The following is a 19,363-nucleotide window of genomic DNA, read 5'->3' as shown; positions in this document are numbered from 1 at the left end:
TCAACGTAGCACCCGGCCCCGACAAAGCGGAGAATAAAACTCCTAGGCGTCCTTGGACTTCTTCTTGCCGCCCAAGATCAGCGACAGCACTGCCACTCCTGCGGTGACGGTGTTGACTGCAGGCCACGCGCCGATCTTCTTAGCGAAAGGATGCGATGCGCCAAAACCGCCGAGGTAGGCGGAAGTCAAAGCAATGGCCTTGCCGGTGCCTGCATCCTTCTTCCACAGCATGAATGCTCCTGCACCAGCGGCCGCCAAGACCACGCCTGCCAGCGGGCGCTTCTTGGTTGCCTGTCCGGTGGCAAAGCCGCCGATCAATCCGGTGGCTGCTACGGCGGTTGAACTTAAACGGGACACAGGGGACCTCCACAGTGATGTGTTGTATTTCTTGCTCTCATCGTAGGCCTGGATACTGTGACAATTCCTAGAAAGCGTGCAAAGCCCGGTGGCGCGGAACGGAACCGGAAGCGGCTTTGGAAGAATACAAAGAAGAGCAGTCAGTAACTAAGGCCCGGGCAGGAGTTTGAGCGTGAACCTTGATATTGGTGAGTCATGGCAGCGGCTCTGGCAACCGGTTGAATCGAACTTGACCGGATGGCAGTGGGCCATCGTTGCCGGAATCGTTCTGCTGCTGGTCGTTCCGCCTCAAGTCTGGCGCATCACCGGGTTGTATTCGACGCTGATCCACGAAATGGGGCACATTATTTCGGCGATGCTCACCGGGCGCTTTGTCATGGGCCTGCGTTTGGGCTGGGACCATTCGGGCGAGGTGGTCAGCCGCGGGCGCGGAAAGTTCTCGGTGATCTTCTCCGGCCTGTTCGGCTACCCGGCCCCGCTGTTCGTTTCCGCGGTGATGCTGTGGGCCATTTCTGCAGGTTTTGCCGGCAGGGCCTTGGGAATTTTCGCGCTGTTCTTTGTCTTGGCGCTGTTCTTCGCCCGGAACTGGCCTGCTGTGCTTGTCTGTTTGATCAGCGCCGCCGGTGCTCTTGCCGTGGTGTTTTTCGCCCCGGTGAACGCCTACCTTTACCTTGCGTTGTTAATAGCAGGATTCCTGCTCTGCTCGGGGATCAGGGACTTCATCAAATTGCTGGCTGTGCACACTACGCGCCGGCGGGACCTGCGCCAGTCCGATGCCTACCTCATTGCAGAATCGACCGGCACCTTTGCTTCACTGTGGCTGCTGCTCATGCTGGTGCTCGGTGGGCTGTGCCTGTGGTGGGCAGGGACGAGCCTAGTCGCGCTCGCCTCTGCGTCGGCCTAGTCCTCTTCGAGAAGACCAGCGCGTCACCGCCCACGTCGCAGCGCTCGCCAGGATTATCGGGAAGACCTTGGTTTTAGGACGGATTGCGGCCCGCGGATCAACGGCCATGTCCTGCAGCGGGTCCCCGCCGTGCCGCAGCCTGATCTCCTGGGCTTGGACGAGGTCTTTGTAGTTGGAGAGATTCTTTTTCGCGATCAGCGTCGAATCGCGCAGGGGCAGCTGCACCTCTTCTGCTGAGGGCATGCCGGTGCGCAGCTGCTTGAGCCGGATGAACTCTATATCGACCAGCGCTCCCATGATCAGCGCAATATTCCCCAGCCAGCTGGCCAGCACCAGGACGATGAGTCCGCCGATGGTTCCGTAGGTGGCCGAGTAGGTGGCGAAGCGGCTGAGGTAGATGCTGAAGCCGAGCGATGACAGGCCGAGAGCACAGATGGCAGTCACTGTGCCGGGGGAGAACCACTGGAATTTCGGGCGCTTGACGTTCGGCGTGTAGTAGTAGAGCAGCGCCAAGATGAGTAGGAAGACCACGAGCAACGCGGGCGGCTTGCCCCAGTTCCAAATCGTGACGAAGCTGTCGCCTAGTCCCAGGATGTTGCCAAGGCCTTGGGCGACGGTCCCTGTTGCGATAAACAACGCCATGGACACCACTGCCAAAACCATGATGATGACGGTGATCAGGAACATCTGAGGGCGGCGCTTCCACTGCGGGCGCCCTTCGCGGACACCGTACAGCCTGTTCAGCGCGCGCCCGAAGGCCACGACATAGGCCGAGGTGCTCCACAGCGCACCGATGGAACCTAAGACAATGGCCAATGTAGTGCCCGACGCGTTGGCTGCGAGCGTGTCCAAGAACTGTTCGGCGATGTCCATCAGCTCTTTGGACTCGCCGGTTAGCGCTTCTCCGTTGGGAGCCAGCGCCAGCTGCAGTACTTCCAAGATCCACCGGGTGCCCGATTCGCTGGCGCCGGCGAATGTCAGCAGGGAAATGAGGGCAAGTAGCCCGGGGAAGAGCGCCAAGACCATGAAGAAGGTCAGCGACGCGGCCGTATCCAGTCCGTCGTTTCTGAAGAACTCGCGGGCCGCCCGCGGGAAGCATGTCACCGCTTCCCATATTCGCTGCTTCTTCAGCCTGTGGATGTTGGGCATCAGTATTCTCCTGCTACCCGCGGAAGGGCAATTGATATAGGTCCTTGGTTCAGACTACCGAAACACTGCTAACTGCATGGGAGAACGCTCAACTAAGAGCAGTTTTTCTTCGATGCGGGCGCCGCTGCTGCCGTATTGTCTGCGGGCAGTGCGTGGTTCACCGGGTGAACGTCAACAGGAAGCTGCTCATCGCCGTCTGTCCCGTTCTAACCTTGGAAGATTTCGTCATCTCGAGTGAGTGGAACCTATATCACATTTAGGCAGGCTGGAACCATCTCCGAAACGTAACATTTTGGGGTGTTTCGTGCTTTGGAGGCCTTCGGAAGTGGGTCACGGAGGATGAATTTAAATTTTTTTTAGCGCGGAATGACCTGTGATTACGCTGTTTCTGAGAGATTCCTGAGTTGCGGAGGGTGCGGGGGTGTGGGCTACAGTCTTTTGTAACGTTTCGATAACACTCGCGGTGTTATGGGGAAACAGGTACTGCCGGGACTTTCCGACCGCTCGCCAGGGCAGTATTTCATCAACGTCGAAATGCGACGCTGAGCGGTGCACAAGGATGGCCTAGGAAGGCCTGAGTGTCGAAAGAGCACTGGAGAATTATGATCCAGCAGAAGACTAAGAAGATTATCCGCCGCGGCGGCGCCACCCTTGCAGCTTTCGCAGTAGCAGGCGGCGCAATGGTTGCCACCACTGCTCCAGCATCCGCTTCAAGCACCTGGGACAAGCTGGCTCAGTGCGAGTCCGGCGGCAACTGGTCCATCAACACCGGCAACGGCTACTCCGGCGGCCTGCAGTTCTCGCCATCGACCTGGCGTGCATACGGCGGCCAGGGCTCGGCACACAACGCCTCGAAGGCTGAGCAGATTCGCGTAGCAACCAAGGTTCAGCAGAGCCAGGGCTGGGGCGCATGGCCTGCTTGCACCGCCAAGCTGGGCATCAGCGGCTCGCCAAAGGGCACCTCGACCACTTCGACCGCGAAGAAGTCGACCTCGTACGCAAAGAAGTCCTACTCGACTCAGACCACCAAGAAGGCTGCAAAGTCGTACTCGAACGACTACGTGCGCACCTCGGTCCGCAGCGCTGCTCCAGCCAAGTCGGTCAAGTCGGTAGCACCAGCTGCCAGCGGCAAGCACGTTGCTAAGGCACCTGCAAAGATCAGCTACAACGTGAACGTCACCGATTCGGGCAAGAACTACACCGTCAAGTCCGGCGACACCCTGTTCAAGATTGCTCAGAAGCTGGGCATCCAGGACTGGCGCGGACTGTTCGAGCTGAACACCGACCAGCTGAGCAACCCTGACCTGATCATGGTTGGCCAGACCCTGAACGTTCCTACCAAGTAATTTTGTAGGCACGTCCGGTCGCAAGACATTGTGAAGATCCTCCCCGTGGCCTTGGGCCATGCGGAGGATCTTCGCCGTTAAGCAGAATCTGACAGCACCCGGTTGTAGGCTACAGCCATGAATGCGCAATCGCTTTCCGCTCTGGCCATGGACAGAGACTGTATCCTGGCCTCGGGATTCTACGCCGCTGGGCTGCTTAGCGGGTCACCCGCCGATTCTGCGGAATCGACCTGCTGGTGGGCAGGGCCGCTGAACGTTGAAGCGCTTGCAATAGATTCGGTGAAGCTGGTGTCCAGGGCGCTGGCTCAATGGGAGCCCGACAGCTTGATCCGTGCCGCAGGGGCAAACCAAGTGGCGGCCGCCTTTGACTCGCCCAAGCAGCTTTGCATAGATGGGCGCGCTGCGTCGGCGTTTGCGCCGCTGTCGCGATTCTTCCAGACGCGTGACGGCTGGCTGCGGACCCATGCCAACTACCCGCACCATGAGCGGGCGCTGCTGCGCGCCCTGGAGATTTCAGACCCGAAACAAGTTACTCAGGCGCTGCGAGAGCTGGATGCGGTGGCTGCCCAGGAGCTCATTGCAGCGTCCGGCGGGGTGGCCGCGGCGGTTAATACCCGCGAGCACTGGACGTCAAGCGATCCTGCCGCGCACAGTCGATCGAAGCACTGGGCCGAGTTCACGTGCCATGAACTTGACGGACCGGTCCGAGGCCCGCAGGGGACTGACCTGTCCAAGCCGTTAGACGGCATCCGTATTCTGGACCTGACGCGAGTGATTGCCGGCCCGGTGGCTGCGCGGACTTTGGCGCTGCTGGGCGCTGAGGTGCTGCGCATCGACCCGCCCGCCACTCCAGAGCTTCTGGACCAGCATCTGGATACCGGATTTGGGAAATACAGCGCACAGCTGGACTTCGGCGCACGCGAGGCCTTGGCCGTCCTCCACCAGCTGCTCGAACTCGCCGATGTGCTCATCATGGGGTACCGGCCAGGGGCCCTTGCCCGCTTTGGCCTAGAACTGGACCAGCTGCGCGAGCGCTACCCGCAGCTGGTTGTCGCAACATTGAGCGCCTGGGGCACTGCCGGACCATGGGCGCAGCGCCGGGGCTTTGACAGCATTGTCCAGGCGGCAAGCGGCATCGCCCATGACTACCGGGGCCCAGACGGCACACCAGGGGCGCTGCCGGTGCAGGCCCTGGATCATGCCACAGGCTACGGGATGGCTGCCGCGGTGATTTCGCTGCTTCATGGGCGCAGGCATCTGGGGCTGGGCGGACACGTTGAATTTTCGCTGGCCCGCACGGCGCAGGCGCTCTATGACTTCGGCGCCCCGGCGGCACCCGTGCACGAGCTGCGCGAGCCATCGATGGGAAGCTGCCTCAGCGCCCACGGCCGCCTGGAGTATGCACTGCCGCCCTTCGAACGCAACGGGCGCGTGATGGACTACCGGTGTGCCCCGCGGGAGTATGCGAAAGACGCTCCCGCGTGGCCCTAGGCGCGCAGCAGCCGGCTGGCGAAGTGCGAGGCCCTGTGTTCCAGCGCTTCGCTCAGTTCGGCAAAGCGGCGCCTGCTGCTGGTTCCCGGCCAGTGCTCCGGAAGCATCATGGGCGGCAGGCCCGGGTCGAGGTAGGGCAGGGTGCGCCAGGCATCGATCATCAAGACGTAGTTTCGATAGGCCATCTCGTCGGTATCTGCTTCGGGCAGCTGTTCTGCATGTGCCAAGAAGCTGTGGTGCAGTGCTTCCAGCCGGTCCAAGTCCCACCAGGCTTTGGCCGCCTCGGCTGGTGTGCTGGGGAAGTCGTGAGTCTGGGCGATGAAGACAGTGGCATGGGCGCGCACTTGGAGCGCCGTGAGGATCTGCAGGACTTCCTCATGCAGGTAGGCGGGGAAGATCCAGAGTCCGGCGGCAGCGAGCCCGCCGCCTAGCTGTCCGAAGTGCTTGCGCAGCTGGTGCCGCACCGGGCGCATGGATTCGGGCAGCGAATAGGCGGCAAGACACCACTGGTCCTCGTCGCGCATTTGCCGGGGTGTGAAGATGCGCCGGTTGCCGCGGGCGAACATTGCCTGGGCGGCTTCGGGAACTCGAAGCCGCGACTCGTCGGTGTTTTCCAGGATCGACTTGTCGATCAGCCGGGAAACCGCGGTCTGCGCGGCGGGTGCCGAGACACCGGCGGCGCCGGCCAGGTCCAGGACCTTGCCACGCGCAACCGGTGTTGATTCGTGCCTTATATAGAGGCCTGCAATCGTGCGGATGATCGACGTCGCGCTGCCGCTGCGGGCCTCGAAGTCATCGAGGGTGAATGCCCCGAGCTGGCTGCTAGCTGCCAATTTCGGTGCGCACCGCGAAGAGCTCGGGGAAGAAGGTCAGGTCCAGCGCGCGCTTGAGGAAGTCGACGCCCGAGGATCCGCCGGTGCCGCGCTTGAAGCCGATGGTGCGCTGCACGACGCGCAGGTGGCGGAAGCGCCAGGCCTGGAAGTTGTCTTCCACGTCCACCAGGTCCTCGCAGGCCTGGTAGAGGCTCCACAGAGTGTCTTCCGATTCGTAGATCTTCTTGAAGACCGGGATCAGGGATTCTTGGAAGCTCCATGGCTTGGTCACGTCGCGGTTCAAGATCTCTGCCGGGATGTCGTAGCCGTTGCGCGCCAACGCCGCCAGGAACGCGTCATAGAGGGTCGGCTCATGCAGCAAGTTTTCCAGCAGCTCGTGGGCCTTGGGGTCTGCCTGGTGCACCTTGAGCATGCCTGCATGCTTGTTGCCCAGGATGAATTCCACGGCACGGTACTGGAAGGACTGGAAGCCCGAGGCCGAGCCGAGGAAGCCGCGGAACTGTGCGTACTCGCGCGGGGTCAGGGTGGCCAGCACCGACCACTGCTCGGTCAGGGTCTTCTGGATGTGCTTGACGCGGGCCAGGCACTTCAGCGCCTTGCCGATGTCGTCTGCATCGAGCAGGCGGCGGGCTTCGACGAGCTCATGCAACATCAGCTTCAGCCACAGCTCGGAGGTCTGGTGCTGGATGATGAACAGCATCTCGTCGTGGTGCTCCGGATTGCTGACCGGATGCTGCGCGGAGAGGATGCGTTCAAGGTCCAGGTAGCTTCCGTAGGACATGGTGTTGCGGAAGTCTGTGCGGACGCCTTCTTCGATGTCGCGCTGATTTGCTGCTGACTGCTCTGTGCTCATGACGCACAGGTTATCAAGAACTTAGCGATCGTCACAATAGTGAAAAGTCATTGCTGGATAATCTTTTGTCCTGTGGCATCAAACATGAAAGTACGTGAGACGCATCGACAGTGGAATTACGGGCTTCCAAGACAATCCGAGATTCGGTCATTGCCTCAACTAGGTTGGCAGTAATTGCATATTGCCAAAAATGCGGATTCACATTCTGAGACTCATAAGTATTGCCGAGCTTCGTGCACGACTTTTCGTCCGCACCACGTCAGAGGATAGCTTTCGAAACATCCGCATTTTTCTTTCGTAGCCGTCTCTTATTGACCATATGACTAGTGCTATTAGGTACATACTCGAACTGGCTAGTGGCAAGCGATCTGTTCCGTTGGGTGCGACGTCGACGTGACGCAAGAAGCACCCATGCACTTCTCCCACTCTTTGGAAGCAGCGGAGCATCGGCATATCTCGTAATGTCAGTAGCACCTGCTACGCTCAGCGTGTGCATGGCCTGGGAGATCACGGCAATGGAGAGGGCACAATGGCGAGCAGGATCGAAGGTGACGTGGCCCGAATCGAGGCTGCCCTAAACACGCCAACCCTGAAGTTGTTGGACCGCAAGTCCGCCAGCATCGCACTGCCATTGTTCGCCAACGCCTTTCCCGAGGACGCGCAGCAAGTCTCGGTCGAGCAGTTCCACACCGTCGTCGACGCTTTGCTCGATGAGCTGCGCGCCGGTGGGTACGATGTCGCGAAGGACTGCACAGGGAAGACGCTGGCCATGCAGTGGGTGCGCGAGCGCTGGCTTTACCGCGACCCTGGCCAGAGCGAGGAGACGTACCAGCTGACCGGCGATGCCAAGCAAGCTCTCGAATATGTCACACGGGCCACGCGGACGCAGCTGAATGTCTCCCTGTCGCGCATCGAGACCATGCGCCGCGTCATCTCCGAAGCCGCCTTGGCCGCGAACCCGGACCGCGAGGAACACAAGCGCCGGTTAGCTGAGGAGATAGCCCGTCTGCAGGGCGAGTACGAGCGCCTGGACTCGGGTGGTGAAATGCCGCAGGTGACCGAGTCAGAGCTGACGGAACAATTTTCGAATGTGCTGCGCGAGCTCGACGGCTTGCCGTCGGACTTTCGCCGCGTCGAAGAAGCCGTCCGCGACATGCACCGGGCCATCGCGAAGAAGTTCCGCGAGGAGGAGCGCCCGATCGGCGAAGTCGTTGATGACTACCTCGAGCAGTCGGCCATGCTGCTGTCCTCGACTCCGGAAGGCCGGGCGTTTGAGGGTGCGACGGAGTTGTTGCGCAATCGCGACTGGCTGATGAGCCTGCGCGACGATCTTGAGCGGATCCTGGCGCACCCGCTGGCGGGGATGCTCCTGCCCGACGAGACGCGTCAATTGCGGACGGCCGTGAACGTGATCCGCCGTGGAAGGGACGACGTCTTGGAGCAGCGCCATCGAGCGAGCGCCACCCTTCGCGAATATATCGAGAACTATGACCACGTCCGCAACCGAGAGCTTGACGTGGCGCTCAAAGGCATCGACCGCGAGATGCGCATGTGGATGCAGTCGGCCCGAGCACGAGACCGGGTGGACGTTGAGATCATTCCGCCGGCCTTAGACATCGCCGCGCTTCGGTTCCGCACCTTCGATCCCGACAGTGAACGAGCACCTGCACCGCTCGAGGACGTGTCTAGCCAAGCGCCTGCGGCGCTCTCGCTGGACGAAATCCGTAAGCAGGGTGGGCCTTCTCTCGATCAGTTGGGCGAGCACATCGAGGCGAAGCTAAGCACGGGCGATCTCGAATCTGTGGCAACGGTGTTCAACGACCTGCCCGTTGATCTGCGCCGCCCAGTCGAAGTCCTTGGGCTGCTGCACCTATTCACCCGTATCGGGGCCGAGATTGACCCTGCGCTGCGGGAGGAGGTCCTGGCCGTGCGTCCGGATGGAAGCACCCGCCGATTCCACATGCCGTCAACAGCCATACAGACAACAACCGACGTCAGTGACGAAGGAGCACACAGTTGACCGACATTCTTCGTGATAATGCGGACGATGGCACTGGTGAGGACGCGCTCAGATTCCTCGACGCCCTCGACGAGCCCGCACCGAACCTTGAAGACGAGGGCGAGGAAGTGAGCCTGGCGATGTTCGAGGGCGACACCGGCACGCTCTACCCAGAGCAGCGCCGCTGTTTGCACGCGCTACTGAAGCAGCGGTACATCTCCGCTGATCGGCATCCCGAGCAGTGGGCGACGCTCGTCGCTGACCAGGACCTCATTAAGAGTCGCCTCAATGACCTGTACCTCGAGCTGCACATCGACCGTGGGTACCAGGTGGCATTCAAGCGTCAGGCTCGCACTGAGACCGGAGACCGGCTGCCGTCGCTGCTGAACGACCTCGCACACCAGAAAGAGGAGACCATCGTCATGATGCATCTCCGACAGCGGTTTTTCGCGCAGCGCCAGGAGAACGACGACGCTGTGTTCGTGGACCGGCAGAGCCTGCTTGACGAGGTGGCAGGTCAAAGGCCGGAGCACGCGACGGACCGCGCCATGGATCAGAAGCGAGCGGACAAAGCAATCGAGAACCTGAACACGGCGGGTGTGCTCCTGAAGACCGGCGACCCGGATCGGTTCCGGATCTCGCCGATTATCGAAGTGCTCATGCCGATCGAGAAGCTCCGTGCGCTGCTGGCGTGGTTCATGACGCAGAACAGTACCGATGTCGGCGAGCGGGATGACGACGCACTCGACGGCGATGACAGGCCCGATCAATTGTTCGAGATGGAGGAGAGAGAATGACGCTCGATATAGTGATTCCCATTCAGACTGCGCCTGTCCCCGATCATGCGCAGTGGCGCATAGAGTCGCTCCAGATGGCGAACTGGGGCGGGTTCCACGGGCGGCATGAGGTGAAGTTTTCACCCGGCTCTACACTGATGTCCGGCGCGAGCGGTACTGGCAAGTCCACAGTGCTCGACGCGTACCTCGCATTGATGATGCCCTCGGACATCCCGTTCAATGGTGCGTCCAACGACGCAGGTGGACGCGCCCGCTCAGCTGATCAGCGCAACCTGCTGAGCTACCTGCGAGGCAAGATGGACGCCAACAGCGTGGACGGCACGGGCGAGATGAGAGATCAGGTCTTGCGCGGCGGTGACGGCGAGCCGATTTGGGGAGCACTGGCCGGGACGTTCGTCAACGACGGTGGCCGTCGCTACACAGTCGCGCGCTTCTACTTCGCGAAGTCCGGTGCGAGCGTGACCTCTGACGTCACCACGACCTATGCGGCCTTCGAAGGTTATTTCGACATCTCACGTCTAGAGCCGTTGGCAACCGCACGTTTCGAGAAGCGCGCGCTCAAGACCAGCATCCCCGGGTTGACGACCTTTAACACGTTCCGTGAATTCGAGGCCACCATCCACACCCGTCTAGACATCGGCGGAGGAGACGGTGGACGGAAGGCTATGCGCCTGCTCGCCCGTGTCCAGGCCGGCATGGAGGTCAAGCGCGTCGATGGACTGTACAAGACCATGGTGCTTGAACAGCCGATCACATACGAGGCAGCCGACACCGCGCTCATGCACTTTTCCGACCTCGAGGCCTCCTACACCAAGATGGTTGATGCCGCGAACAAAGAAAAAGCACTGGCGCGCCTTCCTGAACTGCAGAAAGAGCTGACGGATGCAGAGGCAACGGAGCATTTCATCAGCCAATTTGGTGCGGACCTCGAAGGCCCCTCGCCCTTCCGACTGTGGCGGCTGCGGACTGAACGTGCGCTACTCGACGCGGCCGTGGACAAGAACCGAACCGAGCACGGCAGCGTCTCGTCCAAGCTCCTCAAAGCGAAGGCCGAACAGTCCCAGTACGAAGAGAGGCTCGCCCAGATCGGGGAGGAGAAGCGCAGCAACGGCGGCGAGGCCATTGATAAGCGCAAGCAAGAGATTGCCCGGCTCGAACGCAGCCAGGAGCAAGTCCATATGGCCTTCCTCAGATTCCAGACCCGCACGGAAAAAATCGACCTCGTCGTACCTGAGTCCGCCGAGCAGTTCGTCAAAGCGCAGTATGACTCCGCCGAATTCCTTGCGCTATTCGAGGAGCGCGAACGAGCGCTCCATGCAGAGGAGGACGCCGCCCAGCTCAAACTCGCGCCCCTGACGAGCCGTCGGCTCGAACTCCTCGATGAGAAACGCTCGCTTGCGAACCGCAAGAGCGCCGTACCGAAACGAATGCACCTCGCTCGAGTCGCCATGGCCGAGGCTGCTGGGCTCGATCCCGAGACCCAGCTGCCGTTCGTAGCCGAGCTCATCGACGTACTTCCGGACGAGGCGCACTGGCGAACCGCTGTGGAGAACACGCTCGGCGGCATCGCGCGCACGCTTCTCATCGACAGTCGCATTCGCGACAGGTTCTCGGCAGCGATCGACAGCCTCCGGATCAGTCCCCGACTAAATTACGATGCCATTCTGCTCGAGGAACACCAGGAGTGGCGCGGAAACCCCAACTATATTTCGGGGAAGCTCGCATTCAAGAACTCACCCTTCTCCGCGTGGGTCCAGAAACGTGTGAGTGGCGACAATGTTGACCACCTCTGCGTGCCTGACTCAGGGTCTCTCAGCGGCCCCGGCGCACGCGTCACCCCATCAGGGCAGACGCGCAACGGGAGTCGTGGAGCGCACGGCGAGTCCAATGACGGCAACATCATCGGCTTCTCCAACGAGCGTCGACTCGCTGACATCGAGATGCAGCTCGCTGAGCTCGATCCGCAGATCGGTGCTGTGCAGAGCCAGATCAAGGCCATCCGAACGAGGCTCAGCAGTCTGGGCCTCCAGCGTGACGCACACCAATTCGTCGTGGACACCGAGTGGGCCAGCATTGACCGGCTCGGCCTCGATTTGCGAATCCGCGGGCTCGAGGCCGAGATTCATCGGCTGCGCGCAGCGAACTCGATCCTCGACGCGCTGGAAGCCGAGGAAGAGCAGATCAATCCGCTGTTCAAGGAAGCTACGCGCGTGAGGGTGCTCGCCGAGGAACGGCTCAAAGCGCTTACCAAAGAGCATGACGACCTCGTCTCCGAGCAGGACATGGTCCAGGACGGCGTTGAGGAGATCGTCGTCACCCAGACCGCTACGGTCACCGACGCGCAGCATGCATATCTGGATGATCTGTTCGCTGCCAACTGGGACGCTACGGACCTCAAGGCCTTTAACGCGAACACGCGCGCTCTGCGCAAGCGGTTGAACGATGAGATCCTCGCTGCCCGGCAGCGCGCCCATCGAGCCACCAGCTCGATGGAGAGCATGTTCGAGGGATACAAAGCGCGTTGGGATGAGCACAACCTCGGTACTTCCGCAGTATCCGCCGACGGCTACCGCGAGATCCTCGATAAGATCCGCTCCGAGGGGTTGCACGAGCGCCGCGACCGCTGGCGCCGGGAGCTCGCCACATGGTCTAGTGATGATCTTCTGGGCCTTAATGACGCATTCGACCTCGCCCTCGAGGACATCGAAGAGCGACTCAAGCCGATCAACCGAATCCTCGAGAATCTCCCATTCGGCGGGAAGGGCGTGCTGCAGATCAAGTCGCGACGCCTGCAGAGCGATGATCTAATCAAGTTCCGCCGGGGGCTGCGAGAGCTGTCGTCGGGGCTCGCGCTCGAGATGTCCGACCACCAGATCATGACTCGGTTTACAAGGCTCCGCGAATTCATGACGCGCATCGCCATCCCCGAAGGCCGGACTTCGACGTCGCAACGCGATCGGTACCTGGACGTGCGTCAGCACGTCGTCATCACTGCGGTTGTTCTCGATGACATCACGAACCGGCGCGAGATCGCTACCCATGACTCTCTCGGGGGCAAATCCGGTGGTGAGACTCAAGAGCTCGTCGCGTTCATCGTCGGCTCTGCGCTGCGATACCAGCTCGGCGATGAGACGCGCTCGCGGCCGAGGTTCGCGCCAGTCTTCCTCGACGAAGGCTTCGTGAAATCTGACAGCGAGTTCGCCGGACGGTCGGTTCGCGCCTGGCAGGACCTCGGGTTCCAGCTTGTCATCGGCGCGCCTCTGGACAAGGTCACGGCGCTGGAGCCGCACATGGACCTGCTTCTGACCGTCACGAAGAACGAACGCGGCTACTCCTTCGTTGTCGATCTTCAGGACGCCCCTGACGCCGAGGATGCCAGATGAAAATGCCTGAGACCATCACGATCGACATTCGCCGCCGTCTAATCGCACGGTGGCACTCGGATCTCTCCGGCGTTGAGCAGGCGTTTCCTCATAGATTCCCGCTTGGTCGGCCGACGGCCGCCGATCTGCGTCATGACTACGCCGCGATTCACGCGAAAACTGTCGAGTGGCAAGACTGGGCTCGCGTACGCGGCGTCGCGCTCGAGTACACGAATCGCGCGGCTCGAGGCGGCACAACGCAGGCAGTGCCTACCCACGCGCGGATTGACTCGATTGACCATGCCGCAGCGATCGTCGCCGACGGCTGGCCAACGCGTCTCACCCGTGGGCGCGAACGCCTTGAGATCGTACGTTTTCGGTTCCCCGAAGTCGCCGATGCTGGGCAGATCGTCCGCATGGTCGACGAGTACCACGACACGGACTTCGAGCTCCTGCTCACGGTTGCCGATTGGTTCATTGCTGACCCGTCACGCTCTCGGCTCGGCGTCACGCCGCGACAGATTCCGATTCCCGGGGTCCACGCTAAGTGGCTGCAGAATCACGGGGCGGGTGTGCGAGCACTCACTGGTCTTGACGAACTCGGAGTCCTGCCGAACCACCCGTCGCGCATTCACTTCACATACCTGGATCCTCGGCACCGGACGTCGGGTCTTCGGCTTCACGACTCGGCCACCGTCGGAGACGCGTTCCGTCCAGCGTACGAGCCCGAAGTCGTTGTCATCTCAGAGAATAAGGACACGGCGATCTATTTTCCGGCCATCGTCGGTGGCATCAGCGTCGAGGGTCAGGGCAGTGGAGGTAAGACACTGGCCGCTTTCGACTGGATCCGCAACGCTCCCGTCATCGTCTACTGGGGCGACATCGACAAGGAAGGACTCGAGATCCTCAACGGATACCGGGCTGACTTCGACAGAGACATCGACACGATACTCATGGACGTGGAGGCGTACGACGAGTTCGAGCACTTCGGCACGAACCATGACAAGCGCGGGAGAGTGATCGTCGCGAGCGATCCGAAAGCTGTCGATCGGCTTCGTGCGAGCGAGAAAAAGCTGTATCTGCGTCTCGTCGACCCACAACTTCGAGGGCACCGCCGGATCGAACAGGAGCGCATCCCACTGGAGCGAGCGGCAATAAGCATCAACCTGATCCGAGCGCAGATTACCTCCGGATAACGTAACTATGCACTGACTCGAACGCCCCTCAGCTTCTCTCGATGAAGATAGGCCGTGGAGAGGTGAAATCTCCGCTTTGAATCTCTAACCGACATAGGCGACTTCGTCGGCTCTGCCGGTATTACCACTGCACATGGGCCGGGTGCCGCGGCTCGTTGCGCGATCGGATCAGCTCCTCATCAAGATTCACTCGTGTTGTGTTACATGAAGAGACACGAGTCCCGAAAAGTCTCACATGTCAGTATTCGCTTGCCTATCAAAGGATCCCGAGGTACGAATAGGCAATCGAAGTACTACGAGCTGCCGCGAGAGGTCAGGGCACAATTTCCCATGTCATTTAGACCTTGAACTCAGTACTACGAATCATGTACATGATTATGTCTCTTCACCGACTGGGAACGATCGCTCATCGAACCCTTGTACTCGCGCTGAATGATTGATGAATACATATCAAAATGCTTCACGATTAGACAATTTATGGGGCGAAAAGGCTTGATTCTCATCTCCCGGTGTGTCCACATCGCTGCCTAAGCTGACTTTTGAAGCACCGCTTATTTCTCCTTCGGAGGTCTCCAGCGGTCACTCATTGCTCTTGATCAACCACGCAGACGAGCCATTGATGATTCGCAGTAGCTGTCATCGCTCATGCGTTCGTTCATCTCTCCGTGCGCCGCCTACGATGCCGATGCACGACGGACATGGAATGAGATTTACGGCCTGTGTCGCGTCGAATAGCTTAGTAACAAATGTCCAGAGTAGTTGCCGTTATGAGACTAAGCGGGAAAGTGGCGAACTTGAGTGCATTCTTCAAATGGGAACCGGACCATGTCTTGACAGGTAATCTCTCGATGCACTCCGTCAAGAACGTATTCGACTCGACAAAAGTCGATCGAAGGTAAGGGCTCGATTGACTGAGAAGGAAAGGTGAGCACTATTCGAACTTATCGCCAGTACTAAGTTCTTAGTCAATTCGGAATCGCGTCGCAAGATCCTGAGTCAACTGTCAAGTTGGATGGGACAAGTATCAAGTGGGTGAGAAAGCGTCAGTTTTGATGAGAAGGAACATCATTGAAAGTTTTTTGAAAACTGGGGAATAGTCTCGCGCCGGCCATGGTTGATACATGCATACGCATATAAAAAGTTGAGAAAGGCGTGAACGATGAGCAAGTCAGTTGTAGTGATCAGTGGCGGTCTGGGAACCCCGTCGAGCTCCTCGCTGCTGGGCAGCCAGCTTGGCCAGAGCATCGCAGCCCAGCTGGCGGCCGCCGGCGTGCAGGCAGATGTCACCAACATTGAACTGCGGGAATATGCCAGCGATATCACGAACAATATGCTCACCGGCTTTGCCGCCCCCGCACTGCAGCGGGTCATCGACGCCGTAGCCGCCTCCGATGTCCTGGTTGCCGTCACCCCGGTGTTCACCGCATCCATCTCGGGGCTGTTCAAGTCATTCCTCGACATCCTGGATCCGAAGTCGCTGCAGGACAAGCCGGTAGTGCTCGCGGCATCCGCCGGAACCACCCGCCACCAGCTGGCCATCGACTACGCCATGCGCCCGATCTTCGCCTACCTGCGCACCCAGATCATGCCCACCACGGTCTTCGCCTCCTCCGAAGACTTCGGCGGCGAGGGGCTATCGGGAACCTTGGCCGACCGCACCAAGCGCGTGGCCCGCGAAGTTGTCGCCTCCCTGGCCTCGGTGGACAGCGAGCTGCCGCCGGATGCAGACCTGGGCGACACCCGCTCGATCGCCCCGTCGGTCAGCGACCTGGCCGACCCCAACGACGACATGACCTCCCTGCCCTTCGAAGCCCTGCTGGCCAACGTGCGGGCAGGCATCAACTAGCGGGACAACTCTTCCTGGATCCCGGCGCCGGAAGCCTGCAACGGCTACCGGCGGCGGGACTTTTTATGCGCGGACTCCCGCGGAAATCCGGGAAAGAAAATGTTAGTACGATGTGCCATGCCTGCCTAAGCTCGATACCATCAAAACATGTGAGCGCTGCCATGATGCCGCGGTATGGCGGCGGCGCTCAGAAGCTAAAAGCCTAGTTCGAAAGGTGCAGCAGCCGATGCTATCCGAGGAAACCATCACGGCAATTGCCGATGAGCTGGTCCAGGCTGGAGTCACACGTACCCCAGTACCCCGCCTGACCGCGCGTTACCCAGAAATGACCGTCGAGGACTCCTACCGGGTGCAGAACCTGTGGCGCCAGCGCTCCGAAGCCAACGGCCGCGTGCTGGCAGGACGCAAGATCGGACTGACCTCCCGCGCCATGCAGATGGCCACCGGCATCACCGAACCCGACTACGGCATCATCTTCGACGACATGGTCTTGGACTCGGGCTGCACCGTGAAGTGGAGCGAATACACCCACCCGCGCATCGAGATGGAACTCGCCTTCAAGCTCAAGAAGGACATCGAGGGCCCCAACGCGAACATCTTCGATGTGCTCGAAGCCACCGAATACGTCATCCCAGCCCTTGAAATCTTGGATTCGCGCATTGAGATGGAAGGCCGCACCATTGTGGACACCATCAGCGACAACGCGGCCATGGGCGCCATGGTGATCGGCGGCAACCCGGTCAAGCCCGAAGCAGTGGACCTGCGCTGGGTATCGGGCATCCTGTTCAAGAACCAGACCGTGGAAGAGACCGGCGTGGCCGCCGGCGTGCTGAACCACCCTGCCGCCGGCGTGTACTGGCTGGCCAACAAGATCGCGGCCCACGGCGACAAGCTCAACGCCGGCGAACTGATCCTTGCCGGATCCTTCACCCGCCCAATGTGGGTCTACGAAAACGACACGGTCTTTGCAGACTACGGAGCGTTGGGAACCGTGACATGCCATTTCGAGTAGAACCAGATCCATCGCTGAAAGACGCGCTGAAGAACGCCGACAAGCCGCTGGCGGGCGTCTGGGTCTGCTCCGGCTCGGCACTGGTCGCGGAAATCTGCGCCGGAGCCGGATTCGACTGGCTGTTCATCGACGGCGAGCATTCGCCCAATGACCTGGGCAGCATCCTAGCCCAGCTGCAGGCGGTGCGCGGCTACCCGGTGGTGCCGGTGGTCCGCCCTCCGGTCAACGACCCGGTGATCATCAAGCAGTTCCTGGACTTGGGCGTGCAGTCGCTGATCATCCCCATGGTCAACGACGCCGAACAGGCCGCCGCCGCGGTAGCCGCCTGCCACTACCCGCCGCTGGGAGTGCGCGGCGTCGGTTCGGCGCTGGCCCGCTCGGCGCGCTGGAACCGCATCCCGGACTACCTGAACCGTGCGGGGGACACCATCACCGTGATGGTGCAGATCGAATCCGCTCAGGCGGTTCAGAACGTGGAGGAGATCCTCGCCACCGAGGGCCTGGACGGCATCTTCATTGGCCCGTCAGACCTGGCGGCCTCCATGGGCGTGATCGGCCAGCAGAACCACCCCGAGGTGGTGGCCGGCGTGATGGCGTCGATCAAGGCCGCACGCGCTGCCGGCAAGTACGTGGGAGTGAATGCCTTTGATCAGGCCACCGCCCGCAAGTACATTCAAGCCGGAGCCCAGTACGTGGGCGTGGGCGCCGACGTGGCGCTGCTGGCCCGCTCCACCGAGGCGCTGGCAGCAAGCTACAGCGAAGATTCCACCGGCAAGGCCCCGGACAGCTACTAGCGCCCGGCCCGCCGGAGGCGGGTGCCGGTGTGGTGCCATCGTTGCGCGTCAATCATGATCGGTCGGCGCCGATGGTGGCACCATGGAAGATGATGAGCCCCGAAAAGAAACCCATGAGAGCCGTGATGCTGCGCCTGCGCAACGGATGGCCGATGCCCCTTGCGCTGCAGGGCGTCTTCGAGATTCTGCAGTCCGTCGTCTTCTGCCTCGCGCTGATTACCCTGCCGCTGGTCGCCGTGTACTTCAGCGGAGGCTTCCTCGAGGACTCCTTTGAAGTCATGTTGCAGTTCGGCGGCTTCATCTGGCTGCTGATCCATGGCGTTCCCATCGAGGTGTTCAACGTCGGCCCCGAAGCGGACCCCAGCTCCGTCACCGGATGGCTCACCCTGATGCCTCTGGGCTTGAGCCTGCTGCCCTTCCTGTTCTGCCTGCGCGCTGGGCGCCGCATTGCCCGGGCCTCCTACACCGACCAGCTGTGGCAGGGGCTTGCCGGAGCGTTCGCCGCCTACGGCGTGCTGGGCACGGGGATCGGCTACCTGTCCAACAACGACTACGGCCAGGTCAACATCCTGTCCGCCACCTTCATCCCGCTGATCATTGCCGCAGCCGGGCTGATCGTCGGAGCCCGGCGCGAGGCAGGGTCCTGGGGGCGCCTGGTCGGCATGGACACTGCCGCCTATATCCGCAGCATCTCCCCGCACCGGCGCTGGGCCGGATCCTATGTCTGGCATGTCATGGTGTCAGGATTCCTCGGCTATATTGCGGCGATAGGTCTCTCCGGCATCCTGCTCACCCTGGCCCTGGGCCTGCACTGGACCGACGTGGCCAACGTGTCCCAGGAACTGCGTCCCGGGCCCATCGGCTCCGCGGCCCTGACGCTCACCCAGCTGGCCTTCATCCCCAACGCGGTGTTCTGGGTGCTCTCCTGGATCAGCGGCGGCGGATTCAGCTTGGGCACCGGCAGCACGCTGTCCACCCTTGAAACCACCGTGGGCCCGCTGCCCTCGGTCCCGATGCTCGCCGCCCTGCCTTCGGGGGAGCCTGCCAACCAGTGGCTGTTCCTGCTGATCCCGGTGCTGGCAGGCATCGTTGCTGGCTGGTACTTCCTGCGGGTGGGGGAGAACCACCTGGAAGACTGGTTTGCCCGCCGCATCCCGTTCAATGCGCTGGCGCTGGGCGCTTCGACCGCCTGCCTGTCGATCTTCACCGGCATCGTCGCCGGGGCACTGAGCCTGATCGGTTCGTGGCTGGCCTCCGGTTCGCTGGGCATCGGCAGGCTCACGGAGATCGGCCCGCACCTGTGGGTGACCGCTGGAGCACTGGCCCTGCAGATCGGCGTGGGAACCGCCATCGGCTACCTGATCGCCCCGCTCTTCGAAGCCGACCCGGTGCTTGAGGGTTAGGCTTTCACAATAGCCTCATCG

The 19,363-nt window shown here is 61.3% G+C and carries 15 protein-coding genes; 11 read left to right on the top strand and 4 right to left on the bottom strand.

The features are described 5' to 3' along the window. Window positions 1-42: 42 nt before the first annotated feature. Window positions 43-357: a hypothetical protein gene (locus AUR04nite_RS05285; RefSeq protein ID WP_141362698.1), complete on the bottom strand. Its 315-nt coding sequence runs from the start codon at window positions 355-357 to the stop codon at window positions 43-45. A 172-nt stretch (window positions 358-529) separates the two neighbouring features. Between AUR04nite_RS05285 and AUR04nite_RS05280 the strand changes: the two genes are divergently transcribed. Further along, the gene (locus AUR04nite_RS05280) at window positions 530-1,261 is read left to right on the top strand and encodes a M50 family metallopeptidase (protein ID WP_170184102.1); all 732 of its coding nucleotides are present in this window, start codon (window positions 530-532) and stop codon (window positions 1,259-1,261) included. On the opposite strand, the gene AUR04nite_RS05275 is transcribed toward AUR04nite_RS05280, so the two are convergent. Next, a complete protein-coding gene (locus AUR04nite_RS05275; RefSeq protein ID WP_141362694.1) occupies window positions 1,232-2,410 on the bottom strand; it encodes a YihY/virulence factor BrkB family protein in 1,179 nt (392 codons plus the stop codon). The two genes, AUR04nite_RS05280 and AUR04nite_RS05275, sit on opposite strands and share 30 nt — an antisense overlap. A 602-nt stretch (window positions 2,411-3,012) precedes the next feature. Here AUR04nite_RS05275 and AUR04nite_RS05270 point away from each other — a divergent pair. After that, complete coding sequence (locus tag AUR04nite_RS05270) at window positions 3,013-3,756, top strand: LysM peptidoglycan-binding domain-containing protein (RefSeq protein ID WP_141362692.1); 744 nt, start codon at window positions 3,013-3,015, stop codon at window positions 3,754-3,756. Between the two features lie 117 nt (window positions 3,757-3,873). Continuing rightward, complete coding sequence (locus tag AUR04nite_RS05265; RefSeq protein WP_246055380.1) at window positions 3,874-5,247, top strand: CoA transferase; 1,374 nt, start codon at window positions 3,874-3,876, stop codon at window positions 5,245-5,247. On the opposite strand, the gene AUR04nite_RS05260 is transcribed toward AUR04nite_RS05265, so the two are convergent. Both AUR04nite_RS05260 and kynA read right to left on the bottom strand, forming a co-directional pair. Further along, window positions 5,244-6,080 (bottom strand): PaaX family transcriptional regulator, encoded by an 837-nt coding sequence (locus AUR04nite_RS05260; RefSeq protein ID WP_141362690.1) that lies wholly within the window; start codon window positions 6,078-6,080, stop codon window positions 5,244-5,246. The two genes, AUR04nite_RS05265 and AUR04nite_RS05260, sit on opposite strands and share 4 nt — an antisense overlap. Then, on the bottom strand, window positions 6,070-6,933 hold the full coding sequence (gene kynA / locus AUR04nite_RS05255; RefSeq protein WP_141362688.1) for a tryptophan 2,3-dioxygenase: 864 nt from the start codon (window positions 6,931-6,933) through the stop codon (window positions 6,070-6,072). Before kynA ends, AUR04nite_RS05260 begins: the two co-directional genes overlap by 11 nt. A gap of 529 nt (window positions 6,934-7,462) precedes the next feature. Here kynA and AUR04nite_RS05250 point away from each other — a divergent pair. The 8 genes from AUR04nite_RS05250 to AUR04nite_RS05215 all read left to right on the top strand — a co-directional run bounded on the left by AUR04nite_RS05250 (window position 7,463) and on the right by AUR04nite_RS05215 (window position 19,342). Beyond that, window positions 7,463-8,953: a DUF3375 family protein gene (locus AUR04nite_RS05250; RefSeq protein WP_141362686.1), complete on the top strand. Its 1,491-nt coding sequence runs from the start codon at window positions 7,463-7,465 to the stop codon at window positions 8,951-8,953. Continuing rightward, the gene (locus tag AUR04nite_RS05245) at window positions 8,950-9,729 is read left to right on the top strand and encodes a DUF4194 domain-containing protein (RefSeq protein WP_141362684.1); all 780 of its coding nucleotides are present in this window, start codon (window positions 8,950-8,952) and stop codon (window positions 9,727-9,729) included. Before AUR04nite_RS05250 ends, AUR04nite_RS05245 begins: the two co-directional genes overlap by 4 nt. Next, on the top strand, window positions 9,726-13,112 hold the full coding sequence (locus AUR04nite_RS05240; protein WP_141362682.1) for an ATP-binding protein: 3,387 nt from the start codon (window positions 9,726-9,728) through the stop codon (window positions 13,110-13,112). The genes AUR04nite_RS05245 and AUR04nite_RS05240 overlap by 4 nt, the downstream gene beginning before the upstream one ends. Before the next feature lie 2 nt (window positions 13,113-13,114). Then, window positions 13,115-14,287 (top strand): Wadjet anti-phage system protein JetD domain-containing protein, encoded by a 1,173-nt coding sequence (locus tag AUR04nite_RS05235; protein ID WP_170184101.1) that lies wholly within the window; start codon window positions 13,115-13,117, stop codon window positions 14,285-14,287. Window positions 14,288-15,446: 1,159 nt separating this feature from the next. After that, complete coding sequence (locus tag AUR04nite_RS05230) at window positions 15,447-16,133, top strand: CE1759 family FMN reductase (RefSeq protein ID WP_141362678.1); 687 nt, start codon at window positions 15,447-15,449, stop codon at window positions 16,131-16,133. Window positions 16,134-16,359: 226 nt separating this feature from the next. Next, window positions 16,360-17,145 (top strand): 2-oxo-hept-4-ene-1,7-dioate hydratase, encoded by a 786-nt coding sequence (hpaH, locus tag AUR04nite_RS05225; RefSeq protein WP_141362676.1) that lies wholly within the window; start codon window positions 16,360-16,362, stop codon window positions 17,143-17,145. Next, window positions 17,130-17,939: an HpcH/HpaI aldolase family protein gene (locus AUR04nite_RS05220; RefSeq protein ID WP_141362674.1), complete on the top strand. Its 810-nt coding sequence runs from the start codon at window positions 17,130-17,132 to the stop codon at window positions 17,937-17,939. The genes hpaH and AUR04nite_RS05220 overlap by 16 nt, the downstream gene beginning before the upstream one ends. Window positions 17,940-18,052: 113 nt before the next feature. Further along, a complete protein-coding gene (locus tag AUR04nite_RS05215; protein WP_141362672.1) occupies window positions 18,053-19,342 on the top strand; it encodes a cell division protein PerM in 1,290 nt (429 codons plus the stop codon). The last annotated feature ends 21 nt before the right edge of the window (window positions 19,343-19,363 follow it).

The sequence above is a fragment of the Glutamicibacter uratoxydans genome, assembly GCF_006539925.1.
GTDB classification, from domain to species: Bacteria; Actinomycetota; Actinomycetes; order Actinomycetales; family Micrococcaceae; genus Glutamicibacter; species Glutamicibacter uratoxydans.
The sequence above is the reverse complement of the archived record's forward strand: the minus strand, read 5'-3'. Positions and strand labels throughout refer to the sequence as shown.